The sequence below is a fragment of the Sphingomonas profundi genome (genome assembly GCF_009739515.1).
Taxonomy (GTDB): Bacteria; Pseudomonadota; Alphaproteobacteria; order Sphingomonadales; family Sphingomonadaceae; genus Alterirhizorhabdus; species Alterirhizorhabdus profundi.
In genome coordinates, this window is sequence record NZ_CP046535.1 from 398598 (window position 1) to 416427 (window position 17830).

The following is a 17830-nucleotide window of genomic DNA, read 5'->3' on the forward strand; positions in this document are numbered from 1 at the left end:
ACAGCCCTATGCACCCTGAAGCCACTACAGGGTCAAGCGATGAATGAACTTCGGATTGGCGACCTTGCGCGCGCCACTGACACCAAGGTTGAAACGATCCGCTGGTATGAGAAGGAAGGGTTGATTCCAGCTCCTTTACGGACCGCAGGAAACTACCGCGCCTATGACGCGAGGGCGTTGGCGCAGTTGAGCTTCATCCGGCGCGCGCGTGACCTAGGCTTTCCTCTCGATCAGGTCCGCGCGCTGCTCGGTCTCGCCAGTGACGAGGCCGGTGATTGCGCGTCGGTTGACGTGATGGCCCAACAGCACCTTGACGAAATTGACCGGAAGATTGCCGATCTAACTGCGCTTCGCGCGGAACTATCGGGGCTGCTAGCATCATGCCAGGGTGGAACAATCGGTAAGTGCCGGATCATCGATGCTTTAGGGCCTCGTCGTTGACCCAGTTCCGGTCGCTCGGAGTCGATTAGCTGCTTCTCAGAAGCAGCCACTCGTTCATCTTAGTCCAACGGCCGCTCCGTCGTGGTTCAGCTCTCTCCCGTTTGGCCCGACCAGAGGAGGCATCATGTCGGCTTGACCCTGCTTGATGCTTGTTTAACGACCCGCTCGGCTCAGCCCTGGTCCTTGGCTTGCACGATGTAGAGTTGGGCGTTGAACTCGCGCAGCCCAATATCCGCAAGCCTCTGAAGGCCGGCAGCTCCGGGGTCCTCAGTACTTTGGAGCCTGCGCAGGCGGCAGATCGCCTCCGAAATGGCCGCACGTCATGGCGGAAGGCAGCGATGAATTGCCTGACGCAGGCAGAAACCTCTGCTGCACGACTATCCTGATCTGGCTTGGATTTGGGCTCCGTTCGACTTATGTTCGCGCCAGCGGCTGACCCGTGCCGCCAGGAGATGGGCATGCACGTTGTTCGCTTTTTCCCCATCGGCAACGCCGACACCTGTCTGATCGAATTAGAGAACGGAAGGCGCGCGCTGTTCGACTTTGCGGATATGCGAAACCCGGACGACCAGTACGATCTACGCTGCGATCTGGAGAAGGAGCTGCGAGACTGCCTTGATGGCGCCAAATCGATCGACGTCGTTGCGTTCACGCACTTGGACACGGATCATTGCGCCAGGGCCAAGGAGGTCTTCCACCTCGAGCACGCCAAGAAGTACCAGGGCGGCGACCGCATCAAGATCGAGACGATGTGGGTCCCCGCCACCGCCATCCTGGAGGAAGGCGTCAAGGGTCAAGCCCGCACGCTGCGTACCGAGGCCAGGCATCGCTTCGTCGAAGGCAAAGGCATTCGGGTCTTCGGCCGGCCGGAGAAGCTGGACCAGTTCTTGATCGATCGCAATATCGATCCGAAGACGCGCCGCAACCTGATCAGCGACGCCGGAACGCTCTGCCCGGAGTTCAATCTTAGCCACGACGGCGTAGAGTTCTTCGTGCACTCGCCGTTCGCCGAGACCTGCGGCGATTCCGTGGAGTACCGCAACGGCTCGGCAATCTTTATGCAGGCGACATTCGTCGTCGGCGGCCGAACGACGAAGATGATCCTGTCGGCCGACGTCCCGCACGAGGTGATCGACGACATCGTCCGCATCACCAGGTACCACAAGAACGACCACCGGCTAGAGTGGGACATCAACAACGTCCCCCACCATTGCTCGTACCTGTCGCTCGCTGACGACAAAGGCAAGGACAAGACCGTTCCCGTCGACAGGCTCAAGTGGCTCTACGAGGAGCAGGGGCAGCCGGGCGGACTTCTCGTCTCAACCAGCAGGCCCATCCCGACGGATGACGACGATAAGCAGCCGCCCCATCGGCAGGCGGCCAACTACTACAAGGACGTCGCCCGCGACCTCGGCGGAGAGTGGCTCGTCACCATGGAGCATCCCAGCAAGACCAAGCCCAAGCCGCTCGTGATCGAGATCGGCGCGACCGGCTCCAAGCCGAGAAAGATCGCGGCCGCTGGCGCGGCGACCGTCCTGGGCGGTGCGGCCCCGAGGGCGGGGCGACACAGGTGAGCGGCGAGGACGCGCCACGATCCAGGCTGGCGCGTGCCGTGGTCCAATACGTGCGCGACTCGGTCGACCATCCGTACGCGACGATACGGGAGGTGCATCGCGACGGAGAACGGGAGGTGGTCGATCTCGAGCTGGAGATCGACGTCGCGCAGGATCGGACGGTACCGATCCTGCACCGCGAGCCCGTCCGCATCGTGTTCGCGTCGGCTGACGATCTCGTCGCTCCCCGCGTGCTATCGCTGCGCGACGACTTTCCGTCGGGGCAAGTCCACACTAACCTCGACCACGAGGTCGACGGCGTGTGCCTGTGCATCTGGGAGGAGGGATGGCACGACCTGTCTCGCAACCTGACGGGGCAGGCGCTCGTCGAGCGGATCAGATGGTGGTTCGCAGGAATGGCCGACGGCAGTCTGCATGCGGGCGACCAGGCCCTGGAGCCTCTCATCGCGACCACCTCCGATACGATCGTCTTCCCGCCGGGCACATTCGTCGGGCCCTGGTTCATTGAGAAGGCGCAGGAACGACGGGGACGGATGACGCTCATCATGTCCCGGGAGCGGAAGGCAGCCAAGGACCTCCTTTTTGACGTCTTCCAGCGCGTGCTGCCGTCCCAGGTGCATGGAGCGCTTGCCAGCCGCCCCTTCGAGATGGCCGGGCTCGTCGAGCTCGCCGCGACGCTCCGGTTCGACCTCATGGCCGAACTGCGGGCATGGCTCACGGAACCGGAGCGACTGGCATCGGCGTCGGCGCGCAGAGCGCTGTTTCTGCTCGTCGTTCCGAAGCGCCGCACCGAGGAGGGCGAAGACGAGAGCTGGGAGGCGTGGGTGTACACGTCTTCCGAGACGCTGGCACGATTGGGCGAGAAGCTCGGGATCACGTCGACCTACGAGGACGAGGGCGGACCGAAGACCGGCGTCGCACTCGCGGGAACCGTCGAACCGGTCGACCTCAAGACCGTCCTGCTGCTCAGCTGGCGAATCGTGCAGCGGCTCGATCGGGCAACGGCGCGACAGTTCGCCGGATCGAAGCGCACCGCCGATGCCAGGCTGGTCGCGATCGGCGCCGGCGCGATCGGATCCAACGTGATCGTCAACGCGACGCGTGCGGGGCTCGGCAGCTGGACGATCGTCGACGACGACGACGTCCTGCCGCACAACACGGTCCGCCAGACGCAGACCGACTGGGCGGTAGGTCATGCCAAGGCGCAGGTGCTCGCCTTCGAGGCCGACGCCATACTTGCTGAAGACGGGAACACTCCCGTCATGGCCGACGTGCTGCACGGCGGCGCGGAGACGGAGCGGATCGCGACTTCGATGCGGGAAGCGGACCTCGTCGTCGACTTCAGCGCCTCGCCCGCCGTCGTCGGGCACCTTGCCGACCAGGACCTCGGCCGCGCGGCTAGCTTCTTCTTCGGGCCGGACGGGTCCGACCTCGTCGTGTTAGACGAGGGGACCGGCCGCACCGTCCTGCTGGACGAGATCGAGGCGCAGTACTTCCTCGCGGTCGCGGCGTGCCCGGAGCTGGAAGGGCACCTCGCGGCAGCCCGCACCGACCGTATCCGATACGCCAACGCATGTCAGGACCTCTCCCGTCCCCTGCCGCCGTGGCAGGTCCACATGCTCAGCGGGCTGGCCGCCGGTCGGCTGCCATCGCTTCTCGAAGACGGCGGGCCATCGGTATGGGTGTGGCGACTGGATCCGGACACCGGGGCGGTGCTGCCAATCCGCCTGGAGGTGCAGTCCACGTCCCGGTTCGGATCCGACACGCTACGCGTATCAATATCGGCAGGCGTGATCGGAGCCATGAGGTCGTACCGCCGGAAGGCGGCGCCGGACGAGACCGGCGGCATCTTGATCGGCACGTTCGATCTCGTGCGGAACGTCCTGCACGTTGTCGCGGCGCTGCCGGCGCCGCCCGATTCGAGGCAGGCGCCGACCTACTTCGTCCGTGGAGCCCAGGACCTGCGCCCCCTCGTCGACGATCTCGCCGGGGCGACGGCTGGACGGTTGCGGTACGTCGGCGAGTGGCACAGCCATCCAGACGGCGCAGCCGCGCGGCCGAGCCATGACGACGAGGGCGTCTTCTCCTACCTGCGCAGGCAGCTGGACCCCGCGGGCGCGCCCTACGCGATGCTGATATGCGGACGGGAGGAGACGTGGCTGCGAACGGCCTGGCAGGATCGCGGACAGATCGAAGGAGTGGTCGCCCATGCCGATGGCTGATTGGAGGAAACAGCCGGAGGAACGGATTGCGCTCGCCCTGTCCGGTGGCGGCTCGCGCGCGATGGCGTTCCATCTCGGCTGCCTGCGGGCGCTCCACGACCTCGGGATCCTGCAGCGCGTCTCGACCATGTCCGCGGTCTCCGGCGGCAGCGTTCTCGCCGGCATATACTGCAGCCACCCCGGCGACTTCGCCGCCTTCGACCGCCGAGTGCGCGAGGTGCTGTCGGAAGGCTTCCTCCGTCCCGCCGTTCGCACTGCGCTCACCACTGACGAGGGACTGCGGGCAATCGGAACCCGGCTTCTCCTCGCCGTAGATAGGACCGCCGCCTTCGTCGTGCGCCGTGTGCTTGCCGCAGTCCGCACGCGTCCGACCTGGAGGTGGCTGAGCAAGTCTCCCGTGCTGCGCGCCTCCAGCCGGACGACCATCCTGAAGCGCACCTTCAGCAAGGTGTTCGCCGGAGCCAAGCTGACCGACCTGCGGTCCGACCGACCCCGTCTCGTGATCGTGGCATGCGAACTGAGGGCGAAGGCCGCCTTTTACTTCACGTCGGAGCGTCTCCACTGCTGGCGCTACGGCTCGTCCAGTTCAGAGGGCGTTGAGCTCGCCGATGCCGTCGCCGCGTCCGCCGCCTACCCGGCCGCGCTGCCGGCCATCGAGTCCAACATGTCGTTCGAGAAGAAGGGACGTGCAGAACGACACCGCGTCACGCTGACCGACGGCGGCGTGTACGACAATCTCGGCCTCGCGCCGTTCTGGCCGGGCCGTGACCCGACGATCAGTCTCGACACGGGCAGCCACGAGCGGATCATCGCCTGCAGGGCCGGCTACGCGCTGGACGTGGCCGATCCCGCGTCGACCATGCTATCGCGCATGAACGCGGCGTTCGAGAGCGTCTTCGCCAGGGCGCAGAACCTCGCCACGACGCGGCTCTACGACCTATTACGCGGGGGGGAACTGAAGGGCTTCCTCCTGCCCTATCTGGGCCAGCGCGACGCCAGCCTGCGCTACCCACCCGACGATCTCGTCCGCTGCGAGGAGGTGGCAGGATACCCTACCAATTTCTCCGCCATGCCGATCGAGTGGATCGAGCGGCTTTCCCGACGAGGCGAGCAGCTCGTGCACGCCCTGGTGCGCGAGAACTGGCCGGAGATGCTGCGGGCTGGCGCCCGTGTCGCCACTGCCGCCGATAGCGTAGTCAGTGGAGGCGAGGACGCCCCTTTGGGGCCTGGTTCGCCTTTGGAGGACGCCGTACCGCCATCCCTAAAATGAACGAACGAGCAACTTTGCAGCTACCCGCTCCAAATCGGCCGTGCCGCTTTCCACCATAAATGCGCGTCCGCATTCTACCCAGAATGCTCCTGAATGCGGAACGTCCGCGATCAGCGTGAACGTCCTATGCCGACTGCTCGCCGGCAAGTGCGATGACGGCGTCGGTGAGGATGCTGACCTCCTCGGCAATCGAGCGTAGCCGGTTGGCCAGTGCGATGCGCCTTGCGGGATCCGAACCAGGCGCCTGACCCTCTGCCGCTGCGACGGCACCGTCTTTCAAACCGCGCGGTGAGCAAGTAGAATAGCTGCCGGACGAGATCGTCATGCGGGGCGGTGAGGTCTGCTTCGGCCATGGCGGCACGAAGCGAGCGCACGCCCGCGAAGTCCATATCCAGCTTTGCGGCGGCTTCTGACATTCCATTCGACTTGGCCGTGGAACCGAGCATTGCTGTGCTCGTGAGTCGCAGGCGGCACGGCGGTGCCGGCTGCCGGGCCCCGATCGGTCGACCGGCGGGGCTATAGCTGGTGGGAGGCGGCGAGGGTGCCGGTCCTCCCGCCGGAGACGACATAATGACCAGCAAGCTCACCGACATGCAGCTCATCCTTCTCGCCACCGCCTGCCAGCGTGAGGATGGCAGCCTGCTGCCGCCACCGGCCACGCTCGGCGAGCAGGCGGCACGCATCCGCCGCGCGGTGACCGCGCTGATCAAGCGGACCTTCGCCAGCGAGTGCGAGATGGCCGACACGGCCAAGGCGTGGCGCGAACAGGGCGATCGCCACATCGGCGTCATCATCACCGATGCCGGCCGCGCGGTCATCGCTGCAGAGCAGCCGGAGGCGACGCCGGGTACTTCGAAGACCGGCACGGAAAGCACTGCAGAGCCAGAACCCGCCACCGCTGCCGCCGAGTCGCCGGTCCAGCGCACCGGCACGAAGCAGTCGCTGGTGCTCGACCTACTCCGGCGCGAGGACGGTGCCAATATCGACGACCTCATGGCCGCCACGGGCTGGCTGCCACACACGACGCGGGCGGCCCTGACCGGGCTGCGCAAGAAGGGCCACGCGATCATGCGCGTCGGCGAGAGCGGCGCCTCGCGCTATCGCCTCGAGGCGAACGCTTGATGGCCGCGCGCCCGATCCACCGCTGGCCGAGCTCTCGACCATGTCCGCAGCCCAGCTGCGCGCGGCATGGGCGGCGCAGCATGGCAGTGAAGCGCCACGCCTACCAGCCGGCCTGCTGCTGCGCGGTCTCGCCTACCGGCTCCAGGAGAACAGGGCAGGGGGCCTGCCCAGTGCCACCATGCGCCAGCTGAAGCGGGCGGAAGAGGGCGATCGGCTTCTCCAAAACGCGCGCTTGGTCCCGGCGCGCAGCTGGTGCGGACGTGGCACGGTCGCACGATCATGGTGACGGTCGAAGCAAACGGCTATCGGCTCGATGGCCGGACGTATCGCTCGCTCAGCCACATCGCCCGCGAAGTCACGGGCGCAGCATGGTCCGGCCCGCGCTTCTTCGGCTTGACCGACAAGAGGAGAACCTGATGGCGCGGGCGAGGAAGCCGGTGCCGCTCCGCACCGGCAACGTTCGCTGCGCGATCTACACCCGCAAGTCGACCGAGGAAGGGCTGGACCAGGAATTCAACAGCCTCGATGCGCAGCGGGAAGCGTGCGAGGCCTATATCCTCAGCCAGCGGCACGAAGGCTGGACGCTGGTGCAGGAGCGCTATGACGATGGCGGCTTCTCCGGCGGCAGCATGGAACGGCCGAGTCTGAAGCGCCTGTTGGCCGACGTGCAGGCTGGCAAGGTCGATGTCATCGTCGTCTACAAGGTCGACCGGCTGACCCGCGCGCTGTCGGACTTCGCCAAGATCGTCGAGATCCTCGATGCGCGGGGCGCCAGCTTCGTCTCGATCACGCAGGCGTTCAATACCACCACCAGCATGGGACGGCTAACGCTCAACGTGCTGCTCTCCTTCGCCCAGTTCGAGCGCGAGGTGACGGGCGAGCGCATCCGCGACAAGATCGCCGCGTCCAAGAAGAAGGGCATGTGGATGGGTGGCCCGGTGCCACTCGGTTACGAGGTGCGGGACAGGAAGCTCATCGTGAACGAGACCGAGGCCGAGCTCGTCCGCCACATCATGCGCCGCTACCTCGTGCTGCCCTCGGTCAAGGCGCTGGTCGAGGAACTGGCGGCCGATGGCCACCGCACCAAGCTGCAGGTGCGTGCCAGCGGCCCGCATCGCGGTGGCTGCCCGTTTCGCCGCGGTACGCTCTACCATCTGCTCGCGAACCGCATCTATCTTGGCGAGATCGTCCACCACGGCGTCGCCCACCCCGGCGAGCATCCCGCCATCGTAGCGCAGGAACTCTGGCAGCAGGTACAGGAGCGGCTCGTAGCCCGTGGCCCCGGTATGGTGACCGGCCGCAGCGGCGAGCGCCGCTCGCTGCTCGTCGGCCTGCTCCACGATGGTCTTGGCCGAGCCATGACGCCAAGCCATGCGACCAAGGGCGGTCGGCGCTACCGTTATTACGTCACCCGCGACCCATCGATGGACGAACCGGCGTGGCGGGTCAGCGCGTGGGACGTCGAACGGCTGATCGACGAGCGGATGCGGACCTTGCTCAGGGACCGCACCCGCATCATCCGACTTGCCGTCACAGTCGATCCGCGCCGCGCCGGGCAGACCGCCGATGCAGCGCAGCGGATCGCCAACGAGCCGTCCGTATTGGCCCAGGCCGGAGCGCTGGGCATCGAGCGCATCGCGCTTCACGAGGATCGCCTCGACATCATCATCCGCGAGGGCGACCTTCTCCGCCGCTGCGGGATCGAAGCCGAAGAGCATCATGGGCAAACAAGCATCAGCATCGCAGTCGAGCGGGTGCGTCGTGGTCACGAGATCCGGCTGGTTATACCCGGCCCGGACGATGCACCACCGCTCATCCACCAGACCGATCCGAAGCTCGCCGCGCTCGTCAGCGAAGCCATCGACCTGCGGGAAGCGGTGCTGAGCCGGCCGAACACATCCTTCGCTGGCATCGCCGCAGACCTCGGTAAGTGCCGCAAGCATATGGCGCGACTGTTGCCGATCGCGTGGCTCGCACCCGACATCGTCAAAGCGATCGCGCAAGGTACGCAGCCCGTTGAACTCACAGCGAAACGGCTGCTTGCGATGGAGCTGCCGACGGACTGGACGGAGCAACGCAAGCAGCTCGGGTTCGTCTGAACCCAATCCTCACAAACCAGGAGCCGCGCCGGGACGCGCCCTTTGTCGTTCCATCGGCTGTCAGCGGGCGGCGGCCTGCGCACGCAAATAATTACACATAGAAATCAACCCCAACCACAGAGGTTTTGGGGTCAAAGTTTTCCGAACTGAGACGGGGCCGGGAAAGAGGCCTGCTACGCCACCATCAGAGACCGGTTTGGTCCCAAACCGCAAACCGCCTCCTGCAAAGCCCCGGAAAGTCGGGCACAATCTCGACCGTAGCCGAAACTCTCCAGATCCCAGAATATGTCAGGACTGTTTGGTGCGCCATGCAGGCGGGAGCGAACGCGTCTGCCCGTGGAGTTCCCTAATTAAGGGATATTTGATGGGCTTTTTGATCTTTTTTGACGCTGAGCAAGTGCCAAGCTCAAGAAAACTGGGATACGTCAGAGGTTTGGGCGTTAAAACGGCGCAGCGCCTTTAGGGATTTCTCGCGGGACCGTTACGGACTTCGATCGCCGCTGCTGGGCAGTCAGCTCAAAATTCCTTTTTGGCATCCCAGGTAGTACGGGCGTTGACAATGAAGCTGAACCATGAAAAGTTTAGCGAATCGCAACAAGGTTGGGATGGCGGCCTTTAGAACCTAAGGGCCGCTCGGGACAGGAACCCTGCACCCGAATGTGAAGGCCGAGCCAATGGCACGGTCATCGACAACTCTTCAGCTTGAAGCCGGCCACCGATGTCGGCGTTTCGTTCATCGCGAAAGCGGTTTGACGAGTAGCGATGCCAAACCCGATCAACTGCGTCGAGTGGCGCTAGTCGCAGGCGCGTCAACCGAGATCCGCCGATATGCGGTGAAATGGAAAGCTATGGCGAAGCGTTTTATCTCATCCAAGATCCTCCTGATTTCGCTGGCCGACATTCGTGTCCGTCCAGGTAATCCACGAGTATATGCCAAGCGCCATCGTCGAGCCCTAATGGCATCCATATCGCGCTATGGCTTTACGATGCCGGTTCTAATCGACGGCAGGAACATGATCGTTGCCGGAGCCGCACGCGTCGATGCGGCTCGTGAGATGGGGATGACCGAGGTTCCGGCGATCAGGCTCGATCATCTGTCCGAGGCCGAACTCCTCGCCTATCGCATTGCGGACAATCGGGTTTCGGACTTTTCGGACTGGGATCGGACGTTGCTTCCAGCTGCATTCGCCGAGATCATCGACCTTGATCCGTCGTTCGAGCTGACTGACACATCCTTCGACCTTGAAGAAATCGAACTGCTTGGAGACGTTCCCTCGCGGCGGATCGAAGAAGCGCCTCTGCCGAACCCCGTTATCAGCGGGGAAGCGGTGTCGCGCGCGGGTGACTTGTTCATGATAGGCCGGCATCGATTGCTGTGTGGGAATGCTCGCAACAGGGCGGACTATGTGCGGCTATTGGGCGGGGAGCGTGCCGATATGGTCATCATCGATCCCCCCTACAATTGCCGCATCGCCGGCCATGTGAGTGGCCTTGGCAAGAATGTTCACCGGGAGTTTGTCGAGGCTTCGGGGGAAATGACCGACGCTGAGTTCCGATCTTTTCTCCACGGGGCACTCAGCGAGCTCGTCCGGTGCAGCCGCTCTGGATCGCTGCACTACATCTTCTCGGATTGGCGGATGCTGGGCGATCTCTCCAGCGTCGCCGATAGCCTTTTTGCCCGGCAGGTGAATCTTGCAGTCTGGGTGAAGCCGAACGGCGGCATGGGGAGCTTTCTGAGATCCCGACACGAACTAATAGCAATTTATCAGCGAGGCAAACGAAGTCACATCAACAATGTGCTTCTTGGAAGCACAGGCAGGAACCGGACAAACGTATGGGAATACCCAGGCGCTTCCAGCTTCAGTGCCACCCGGGATCAAGATTTGGATATGCACCCTACGGTCAAGAACGTCGATATGATCGGTGACGCCATCAAGGATGCCAGCAATCCAGGAGACATCGTCGTGGATGCGTTCGGTGGTTCGGGAACAACTTTGGTGGCATGCGAGAATACCGGGCGGCTCGGACGGTTGATGGAGCTTGATCCGCTATATTGCGATGTCATCGCGCGCCGCAGTCTCGCCATCAATCTCGACGTGCGGCTTGCTAATACCAACGAGACATTTGTTCAGCTCGAGCAAAGGCGGCGGGCCGAAGCCACGCCCGAACCGCCGCAAGAGATGAACACGGCTCTGCTGGAGGCGTCGGCATGAGCGACGATCCCCCGGCGGTCGGCTATAAGCGCCCTCCCAAGCATAGCCAATGGAAGCCCGGCCAAAGCGGCAATCAAGGGCGTCGCAAGGTTACTGTTAAGGCTGGTACGATCGACCCATCGGCGATCCTGGATGCCCCGATCTCCATGCGAGTCGGCGATAAGGTTGTCGAGCTCGATCCCTACGAGGCGAACTTCACCGCCCTTACACGCAAGGCAATGACCGGTTGCCTTAAATCGGCAAAGACGGTGTTACAGGCCTGTGCGCAAGCAGGGATTATCAACGAGCCCGAAGGTCAGCGTGGTGACGGCGTCGTGCTCACAATCCCCAAAGAATGGGATAATGTAGAGTGGATGGACATGTACAAGCGGTTCGGCCCCCCGCCATGGCAAGGAGAACGAGATGGGCTCGTCCCGGCTGATCGTCGGGATCGCCCGTGATGAGCTGGCCTCATTATAACGAACCCGACGATCAAGATCCTGACTATCAGGATCCTGAGCAAGCGCGTTCGCAGAGCGGACGCATTAAGAACGGTGAGGTTCGAAATCCAAAAGGTAGGCCGACGGGGCGGCGGAACCGCGCGTCGATCATTCGCAAGGTGGCGTTACAGAAACATCCCGTGATGGAGAAAGGCCGTCGACGCAAGCGCACGGCGGTTGAGATCATTATCCTGCTGGTGCGCTCCAGGGCAGCCAAAGGCGATAACGCCGCGATGAAGCTTTTCGATGGTTTGCAGCTCCGCTTCTCCGCCCGCGAGACGATCCCGCCTCATGCCGTCGCGATATTCCCGGAGAAGCTCACGATTGAGGAATTTGAAGCAAAATTCGCACACATGCGAAGTCGAGACGACAATCCTTGAGAGAGAAGGAATGTTGAAGATTGGGGTTATCCGCACTTACCATTTGATGAAGATGCTACCTTGTTGATCGTTACAGCCGTTGTCGCAGTCTTTGCTGAACTCGTGAAGATGGCGAATGTGCTCACGCGTAAGTGGCGAGCCAACGCGCCTGTCGTCGAACATAGAACGTCGGGTCGGCTTTGATCCAGCAGATCGGCGAAGGCAGGGTCGTCGGGGTGGCACTGCCGATCGCCCACGGCCCAAGCTCGACAAGGTCTCCCGCTTGAGCGCGGAGTCGGCAACAATCGAAGCAGGCCGCGTCCACATTCAAGCGGGAGACCTGGCATGCCGACCTTCGATCCGAGCTCGCGCAATTCCCGAACGGCCGGTTTGACGACCAGGTCGACAGCATCTCGCAGTTCCTGTTGTGGGTAAGGTCGCACCGGACGCCGAGCTTCCAGCTCGCGCGCACCCGTTAGGCGGCGGGCTGCCCGTCTGAAGTCTCAAGTGACGACGCTGCGCAATGAACAACTTTCGCGAGATCGTCGATGCGGCACGGCTCACCCAGGCGCCGTACGCCTCGCAATCCAATCGTCTGCTGATGAGGTAGTCTGCTCGCTCCCACCACATAAAAGCTCCACTGTTGCGGATCGCGGTGGTCGGCAGAGGCGTCCAGAACTTCGTGGAGAGCAAAGATGTAGAGGTCTGCCCACCTGCGACGATCGCCGATCCACTCGGCTCCATCCCACCTTCCGGTCCGTTCCGCGATGTCGAAGGCGCAGCGGCTTGGCCTGATGCTCTCCCAGCTCTGGCGCATGGCGGATTGCTTGACCTCCAGCCGAAGGCCATCCGCTCGCTCGAAATCCCATGCGTGATAATCCTGAGAACACCAACGCCAGGACGGGCAAAGGGCGGCGGCTACAATCGCTTCGACCACCAGGCCTCGCAGCACGTTCGTTACGAGCGGCCTGCCAAATGCTGCAGCCGATGCTGCTGCCATAATCTCCACGACGCCGACTCCATCATGCGTCGTGGTGGCGGGTGCTTCTCCGGAGTACATACTATAGAGGATAAACTCCGACCGGCGGACCAGTCAACTCGGCGCGCATGGATATGCGCAAGCTGGTGGGAGACAATGTGCGGCGCGTACGCCATGAGGCCGGGCTGTCGCAGGAGCAGCTGGCGGAACGCTCCGGCTTCACCCAGCAGTACATCTCCGACCTCGAACGCGGTCGACGCAATCCGACGGTCGTCTCACTGTTCGAGCTCGCCCAGGCGTTAGGAACCACCCCGGTCGCGCTCATCAGCTCCTAAGAGGCTGTGTCAGAACGGCTGCGCAACGGTGGACGATCGAGCTTCGGCGTGATTCCGAGGGGTTGCAAGACCAACCTTGGAAGACATCATGTGGAGCCCGACCGCCCGTGTGCAGCATAGCCGCGCGGGCCTGCGCTATGGAAGCGACCTGACGAACGCGGAGTGGCGGATCATCGCGCCGTTTCTGCCCGAGCCATGCAGCAGAGGGCGAAAGCGACGATGGAGTTGGTGCGAGATTTTGAACGGGATTTTTGAGCTGCTGCCGGTTTCGTGGACACCGAGATAAGGTGTTTTTGGAACCGGAGGATGGGGATGCAACGACGGAAGTTCAGCCGTGAGTTCAAGCTCGAGGCGGTGAAGCTGGTTCGGGAACGCGGGGTGTCGGTGCCGCAGGCCGCACGCGATCTGGACCTGCACGAGAATGTGCTGCGCAAATGGGTGCGGGAGCAGGCGGCGGACCCGGGGTCGGCGTTTCCTGGGCACGGCGTGATGAAGCCCGAGCAGCAGGAGATCGAGCGGCTGCGCCGCGAGTTGGCCAGGATGAAGGCGGAGCGCGACATCCTAAAAAAAGCGGCGGCCTACTTCGCCAGGGACTCGATATGAAGTTCGAGTTCATCGCGAAGCACCGGGGAACCTGGCCAATATCGTGGATCTGCGAAGCGCTCGGTGTTTCGCGCAGCGGCTTTCACGCCTGGCTGGTTCGGGCACCTAGTGCGCGTGCCCGGAGCGACGAGGCGTTCGGCGCCAGGGTTCGCGCCAGCTTCATCTCCAGCTATCGGACGTACGGTGCACGCCGGGTCTGGCACGACCTTCTGGCCGAAGGCCTGTCATGTGGTTTGCACCGTGTCGAGCGGCTGATGCGTGTTCACGGCCTGAAGGCTCGACCCCGGCGTCGTGGTCTGCCGAAGGACGACGGCCTGCGATCGGTCATCGCCGACAACCTCCTCGACCGCCAGTTCACGGCCGAAGCGCCCAACCAGCGGTGGATCGCCGACTTCACCTACATCTGGACCGTCGAAGGATGGCTGTACGTCGCAGTCGTCATCGACCTGTTCTCGCGCCGGGTGGTCGGCTGGTCGATGAGCGACAGCATGACCGCCCAGCTCGTCACCGACGCGCTGATGATGGCGATCTGGCGGCGCGGGAAGCCCGACCCTCTGCTGCATCACTCGGACCAGGGCAGCCAATATACGAGCGAGAAGTTGCAGCGGCTGATGGCCGACAACGGCGTGACCTGCTCGATGAGCCGGTCGGGCAACGTCTGGGACAACGCGGCGATGGAGAGCTTCTTCTCCTCGCTGAAGACCGAGCGGATCAGGCGTAAAACCTACCGCACGCGAAATCACGCCAAGGCCGATGTGTTCGACTACATCGAGCGCTTCTACAATCCGACGCGCCGCCACTCGACACTGGGCTACCTCAGCCCCATGGACTTCGAGCGGCAAGCGCAGGTAGCTTAAACTCGTGTCCACGGAACCGGCAGCAGCTCATTTCTACGTACTGCGGGCGGGGTGTCCCTGGCGCTTCCTGCCCGACAGCTTTCCGCCGTGGCGTACAGTCTACCGCTGGTTTGCCGAGCTGCGCGACATCGCCGCCTTCGAGGGGCTAAACCACTATCTGGTGCAGCTCGACCGGATACGGATCGGCCCCGTCCGCGGCTGTGATCGACAGCCAGAGCGTCAAGACAACCGACGCCGGCGGCCCGCGCGGCTACGACGCCGGCAAGAAGGTGATGGGCCGCAAGAGACACGCCATGGTGGATACCGACGGGCGTGCCTTCGAACTCCTCGTGCACCCGGCCGACGTTCAGGACCGCGATGGCGCCGTGCCGCTGCTGAAGCAGTCGCGTCACCGCCACCCGTTCGTAAAGCTCGCTTATGCCGACAGCGCCTACAACAGCCCGCGGGTCGCCGCCGCGACGTTGATCAGCATCGAGATCGTCCGCAAATTCGCCGATCAGACCGGCTTCGGCGTCCATCCGCGCCGCTGGGTCGTGGAGCGTACCTTCGCCTGGCTCAATCGCAACCGCCGTCTCGCCAAGGAGTTCGAGCGCACCATCCGCTCCGCCTCGGCGTGAACCGCCCCGGGTTTGTCGGAGGCTCCAACTCCTGAGAAGGTGGAGCCTGTATGAGCAAGACGACGAACAAGTTTGCGCTCCTGAGGTCCGCGAACGCACGGTGTGGATGGTGTTCGATCACGAGCGCGATCATGCGGGCGAAGCTGTAGACCAACTCCAAAAAGCGAGATTGTGTTTGTGGATCAGCACTAACGATCAGGGTCGGCAGGCTTAACGCAAGTGCGTTAATTATCTGATCCATTCTGGCCTTGATCCGGGTCACGACGCTATGGGCCCGTGGCCCTTACTAGGGCGCTCCGTCAGCTTGCCAGCAGCAAAACCCGCCGAACGATGAGGTGCGGAATGGATGTTGTTCAACTGCGCTTCGAGGCGATGCGTTTTCACCTCGCGGCAACCAAGGCCAAGGATGCGCGCGAGCGCGACCAGCTGCATGCGGAAGGCTACCGGCTGAGCGCGCTGGCTGACCAGGCGAGCGCGCCTGACACGAAGCCCTGACCGGTTGGCGGCAAGCCGGACCCTGCCTTCGAACGTGCGGACGCGGTTCATGCCGATCCAACTGGGCCGAAGGTATAGATCACCAGAGGCGCGCCAGGCGCGGCCACCAAGGCTGGCCCCCAGGCGTCGAACGGGACCACCGCCGGCAGTTGCCCGGCCACATACAGGTTCAGCTCGTGCCAGATGCTGCTGTCTTCCCGGCACATCAGGATGCGACCGCAGGCCAGCTCGATCGCCATGACGAACAGGCTTTCGCCACTGAAGCCCTGCATCGTCCCTACCGAGATGTCCTGCACCCGCTGCCAATGGATCAGCTCCTGCCGGTCGCCGTGATCGACCAGCAGTCCGGCGGTGGAGACAGTGGCGATGGCCAGGATGGACGACGCGGTCATGACAACTCCTGGCGGTCACGAGCGTGATCATTCGGCCGGCGACAGCCTGACGATTCAGCCATGTCGATCGCTATCTGCAGGTGGGAGGTGGCCAACCCTGCTCCTTCCTGATCGAGCAGGTTTATCGTTTGGCGCATCAGCGTCACGGCGCGGGAGATAGGATCGGTGCACTGGTCGACCATCCCACGATCCTAACTCCCCCAGAGCAATTCATAAAGAACACGTAGCCGTGTGTTAGACGGCTCGTAAGTGCGAGTTGGCGCGGGCATGCGATGCGGTCACCCAATGGTCTTTCGTAAATAGGCACCCAATCGGGGCTCCCTCTTCGAGTGGCGGCACCACGATCACGAGCGCTCCGAAGCGTCCCTCTACCGGGTACGGGCACCTTGAAGCGCGAGATGCTGTCGGCGGAGGCGGATTATGTCCGCGTCCGATGGACCGAAGCATCATGGACGAAGCCAAGGCAGCACCGCAAAGATTATTGCAGGGCAGGGGGTTCGTCCGATCTCGCAGTGCGGGCAGCCAATGCTTGCACGGCGATAAAGCCGGCATTCGAGGATGTGCTGGCTGCGGATCACGACCAGTTTCCGCCCGTATGTGCCATCTGTCCGGATACGGGTCATGCTCAATTCCTCGCGGGGGCACCGAAGATCCGGGGCGCAACCACAGGGATCGAGGATCGGGTAACTCCCCGGTAGAGCATCTCGCCTCGCCCGAGCATGGAAGCGCTATGGACCGACGCAACCATCGCGGACACGATAGCTTTCTTTGCAGGCCGCGCCTTTGCCTCCCCCACAAGCCACTTGAGCATCGACAGCTTCACCGTCCGCGCCTACGTCTCAGCAGCACGTGAACGCCGGCACTTTGCGCGCTAGCATTGATGGTTGCTTTTCAGTAACCGTCAGTTCGTACGCTCCATCAGATAAGGAGCATGGGGCCGATGCTACGAATTTGCTACACAAGCGAAGCGCGATCGCCGGACGATCAGCACCAGTTTGCCGAGATCGTCGGTGTCGCGGCCGTTTTGAACAAGCGTGACGATGTCACTGGCTTGCTGCTCTGGGACGGACTGCATTTCCTCCAAGCACTGGAAGGTCCAGATGATGCGGTGATGGAGTGCTATGCTAGGATTACCCGCGATCCCCGCCACTTCCAAATTCGCGCTATATTCAACACGCAGATCGACCATCGCGAGTTTGGGGAATGGTCGATGACCCAGCGAACACTTCGCCCGGAAAACACAGGTGAGTTCGAAGAAGAGGTGCAGTCACTCGTGAGTGAGGTCTCTGACCTTGATCTTAGAGCCTTCTTTGTCGGCTTTGCGGCGCTGAGCGATGGCCGGTGTCGCCAGGCAGACAATCGGAAAAATGAGCTGCTGCCGGTCCGAAGGACACGAGGTTAAGCTACCTGCGCCTGCCGCTCGAAGTCCACGGGGCTGAGATAGCCCAAGGTCGAGTGCCGGCGTGTGGGATTGTAGAAGCGCCTGATGTAGTCGAACACGTCTGCCTTCGCGCCCGTACTGCTTGGCCAGCGCGATGATGTCCTCGGTCAGCCTCTGCTCGTCATCCGCCCCACGCGGCACCTTGCGATGTGTCGATCGATGTTGCCCAAGCACCCGGCAGATCCGTCGTTCGGACACCGGCAGCTCGCGCCGCAGCTGATCGATGCACCGCCGTCCCCGCGCAGGGCTTTAGAAGTTTCCCCGAGCAGCCTCCTGCAAGTGTCAATCGGCTCGGGAAGTTGACCCCGTATCGGCGTGCAAGTTTGACCCCC

General features: G+C 63.3%; 17 protein-coding genes and 5 pseudogenes. 16 read left to right on the forward strand and 6 right to left on the reverse strand.

From position 1 onward, the window contains the following. Nucleotides 1-39: 39 nt before the first annotated feature. From GNT64_RS01845 to GNT64_RS01860, 4 genes are all read left to right on the forward strand, one after another. Nucleotides 40-441 carry a MerR family transcriptional regulator gene (locus GNT64_RS01845; RefSeq protein WP_156677974.1) on the forward strand — a complete coding sequence of 134 codons (402 nt, stop codon included), beginning with the start codon at nt 40-42 and terminating at the stop codon, nt 439-441. Between the two features lie 458 nt (nt 442-899). Then, nucleotides 900-2015 carry a ComEC/Rec2 family competence protein gene (locus GNT64_RS01850; RefSeq protein WP_156677975.1) on the forward strand — a complete coding sequence of 372 codons (1116 nt, stop codon included), beginning with the start codon at nt 900-902 and terminating at the stop codon, nt 2013-2015. Beyond that, nucleotides 2012-4237, forward strand: coding sequence for a Mov34/MPN/PAD-1 family protein (locus GNT64_RS01855; protein ID WP_156677976.1), 2226 nt, complete (start codon nt 2012-2014; stop codon nt 4235-4237). The genes GNT64_RS01850 and GNT64_RS01855 overlap by 4 nt, the downstream gene beginning before the upstream one ends. Beyond that, entirely contained in the window at nt 4224-5507 is a 1284-nt protein-coding gene (locus GNT64_RS01860) for a patatin-like phospholipase family protein (protein ID WP_156677977.1), read from the forward strand. Before GNT64_RS01855 ends, GNT64_RS01860 begins: the two co-directional genes overlap by 14 nt. Before the next feature lie 124 nt (nt 5508-5631). Here GNT64_RS01860 and GNT64_RS01865 read toward each other — a convergent pair whose 3' ends face one another. After that, on the reverse strand, nt 5632-5832 hold the full coding sequence (locus GNT64_RS01865) for a hypothetical protein (protein WP_156677978.1): 201 nt from the start codon (nt 5830-5832) through the stop codon (nt 5632-5634). 245 nt (nt 5833-6077) lie between these two features. Between GNT64_RS01865 and GNT64_RS01870 the strand changes: the two genes are divergently transcribed. The 6 genes and pseudogenes from GNT64_RS01870 to GNT64_RS01900 all read left to right on the forward strand — a co-directional run bounded on the left by GNT64_RS01870 (nt 6078) and on the right by GNT64_RS01900 (nt 11800). Beyond that, entirely contained in the window at nt 6078-6629 is a 552-nt protein-coding gene (locus tag GNT64_RS01870; RefSeq protein WP_156677979.1) for a DUF3489 domain-containing protein, read from the forward strand. Nucleotides 6630-6669: 40 nt separating this feature from the next. Beyond that, nucleotides 6670-7046, forward strand: a pseudogene (locus GNT64_RS01875) (DUF2924 domain-containing protein). Then, the gene (locus GNT64_RS01885) at nt 7046-8728 is read left to right on the forward strand and encodes a recombinase family protein (protein ID WP_156677982.1); all 1683 of its coding nucleotides are present in this window, start codon (nt 7046-7048) and stop codon (nt 8726-8728) included. Before GNT64_RS01875 ends, GNT64_RS01885 begins: the two are co-directional and overlap by 1 nt. An 848-nt stretch (nt 8729-9576) precedes the next feature. After that, the gene (locus GNT64_RS01890; RefSeq protein ID WP_197277236.1) at nt 9577-10941 is read left to right on the forward strand and encodes a site-specific DNA-methyltransferase; all 1365 of its coding nucleotides are present in this window, start codon (nt 9577-9579) and stop codon (nt 10939-10941) included. Continuing rightward, entirely contained in the window at nt 10938-11381 is a 444-nt protein-coding gene (locus GNT64_RS01895; RefSeq protein WP_156677984.1) for a DUF5681 domain-containing protein, read from the forward strand. Before GNT64_RS01890 ends, GNT64_RS01895 begins: the two co-directional genes overlap by 4 nt. Further along, complete coding sequence (locus tag GNT64_RS01900; RefSeq protein WP_156677985.1) at nt 11381-11800, forward strand: DUF5681 domain-containing protein; 420 nt, start codon at nt 11381-11383, stop codon at nt 11798-11800. Before GNT64_RS01895 ends, GNT64_RS01900 begins: the two co-directional genes overlap by 1 nt. A 454-nt stretch (nt 11801-12254) precedes the next feature. On the opposite strand, the gene GNT64_RS01905 is transcribed toward GNT64_RS01900, so the two are convergent. Next, nucleotides 12255-12788, reverse strand: coding sequence for a hypothetical protein (locus tag GNT64_RS01905; protein ID WP_156677946.1), 534 nt, complete (start codon nt 12786-12788; stop codon nt 12255-12257). A gap of 98 nt (nt 12789-12886) precedes the next feature. On the opposite strand from GNT64_RS01905, the gene GNT64_RS01910 reads away from it, so the two are divergent. The 5 genes and pseudogenes from GNT64_RS01910 (at nt 12887) to GNT64_RS01930 (ending at nt 15665) form a co-directional block, all read left to right on the forward strand. Continuing rightward, a complete protein-coding gene (locus GNT64_RS01910; RefSeq protein WP_156677986.1) occupies nt 12887-13093 on the forward strand; it encodes a helix-turn-helix domain-containing protein in 207 nt (68 codons plus the stop codon). 88 nt (nt 13094-13181) lie between these two features. Further along, nucleotides 13182-13355 (forward strand): annotated as a pseudogene (locus tag GNT64_RS21750) (transposase); the annotation flags it as partial. Between the two features lie 50 nt (nt 13356-13405). Beyond that, nucleotides 13406-14553 (forward strand): IS3 family transposase gene (locus tag GNT64_RS01920; protein WP_156677987.1). Its coding sequence is split into 2 segments (ribosomal slippage): nt 13406-13667 and nt 13667-14553, totalling 1149 coding nucleotides; the frame shifts between segments, so codons are not numbered across the junction. A 25-nt stretch (nt 14554-14578) separates the two neighbouring features. After that, a pseudogene (locus tag GNT64_RS01925) lies at nt 14579-15170 on the forward strand (IS5 family transposase); the annotation flags it as partial. A 342-nt stretch (nt 15171-15512) separates the two neighbouring features. Continuing rightward, on the forward strand, nt 15513-15665 hold the full coding sequence (locus GNT64_RS01930; RefSeq protein WP_156677988.1) for a DUF6381 family protein: 153 nt from the start codon (nt 15513-15515) through the stop codon (nt 15663-15665). 47 nt (nt 15666-15712) lie between these two features. Here GNT64_RS01930 and GNT64_RS01935 read toward each other — a convergent pair whose 3' ends face one another. Both GNT64_RS01935 and GNT64_RS01940 read right to left on the reverse strand, forming a co-directional pair. Then, the gene (locus GNT64_RS01935; RefSeq protein ID WP_156677989.1) at nt 15713-16057 is read right to left on the reverse strand and encodes a hypothetical protein; all 345 of its coding nucleotides are present in this window, start codon (nt 16055-16057) and stop codon (nt 15713-15715) included. Next, a complete protein-coding gene (locus tag GNT64_RS01940) occupies nt 16054-16239 on the reverse strand; it encodes a hypothetical protein (RefSeq protein ID WP_156677990.1) in 186 nt (61 codons plus the stop codon). The genes GNT64_RS01935 and GNT64_RS01940 overlap by 4 nt, the downstream gene beginning before the upstream one ends. Nucleotides 16240-16988: 749 nt before the next feature. On the opposite strand from GNT64_RS01940, the gene GNT64_RS01945 reads away from it, so the two are divergent. Further along, complete coding sequence (locus GNT64_RS01945; protein WP_156677991.1) at nt 16989-17459, forward strand: BLUF domain-containing protein; 471 nt, start codon at nt 16989-16991, stop codon at nt 17457-17459. On the opposite strand, the pseudogene GNT64_RS01950 reads toward GNT64_RS01945, so the two are convergent. Continuing rightward, nucleotides 17456-17569: pseudogene (locus GNT64_RS01950) on the reverse strand (IS3 family transposase); the annotation flags it as partial. The gene GNT64_RS01945 and the pseudogene GNT64_RS01950 sit on opposite strands and share 4 nt — an antisense overlap. Continuing rightward, a pseudogene (locus tag GNT64_RS01955) lies at nt 17556-17777 on the reverse strand (IS3 family transposase); the annotation flags it as partial. The pseudogenes GNT64_RS01950 and GNT64_RS01955, both read right to left, overlap by 14 nt. Nucleotides 17778-17830: the final 53 nt, after the last annotated feature.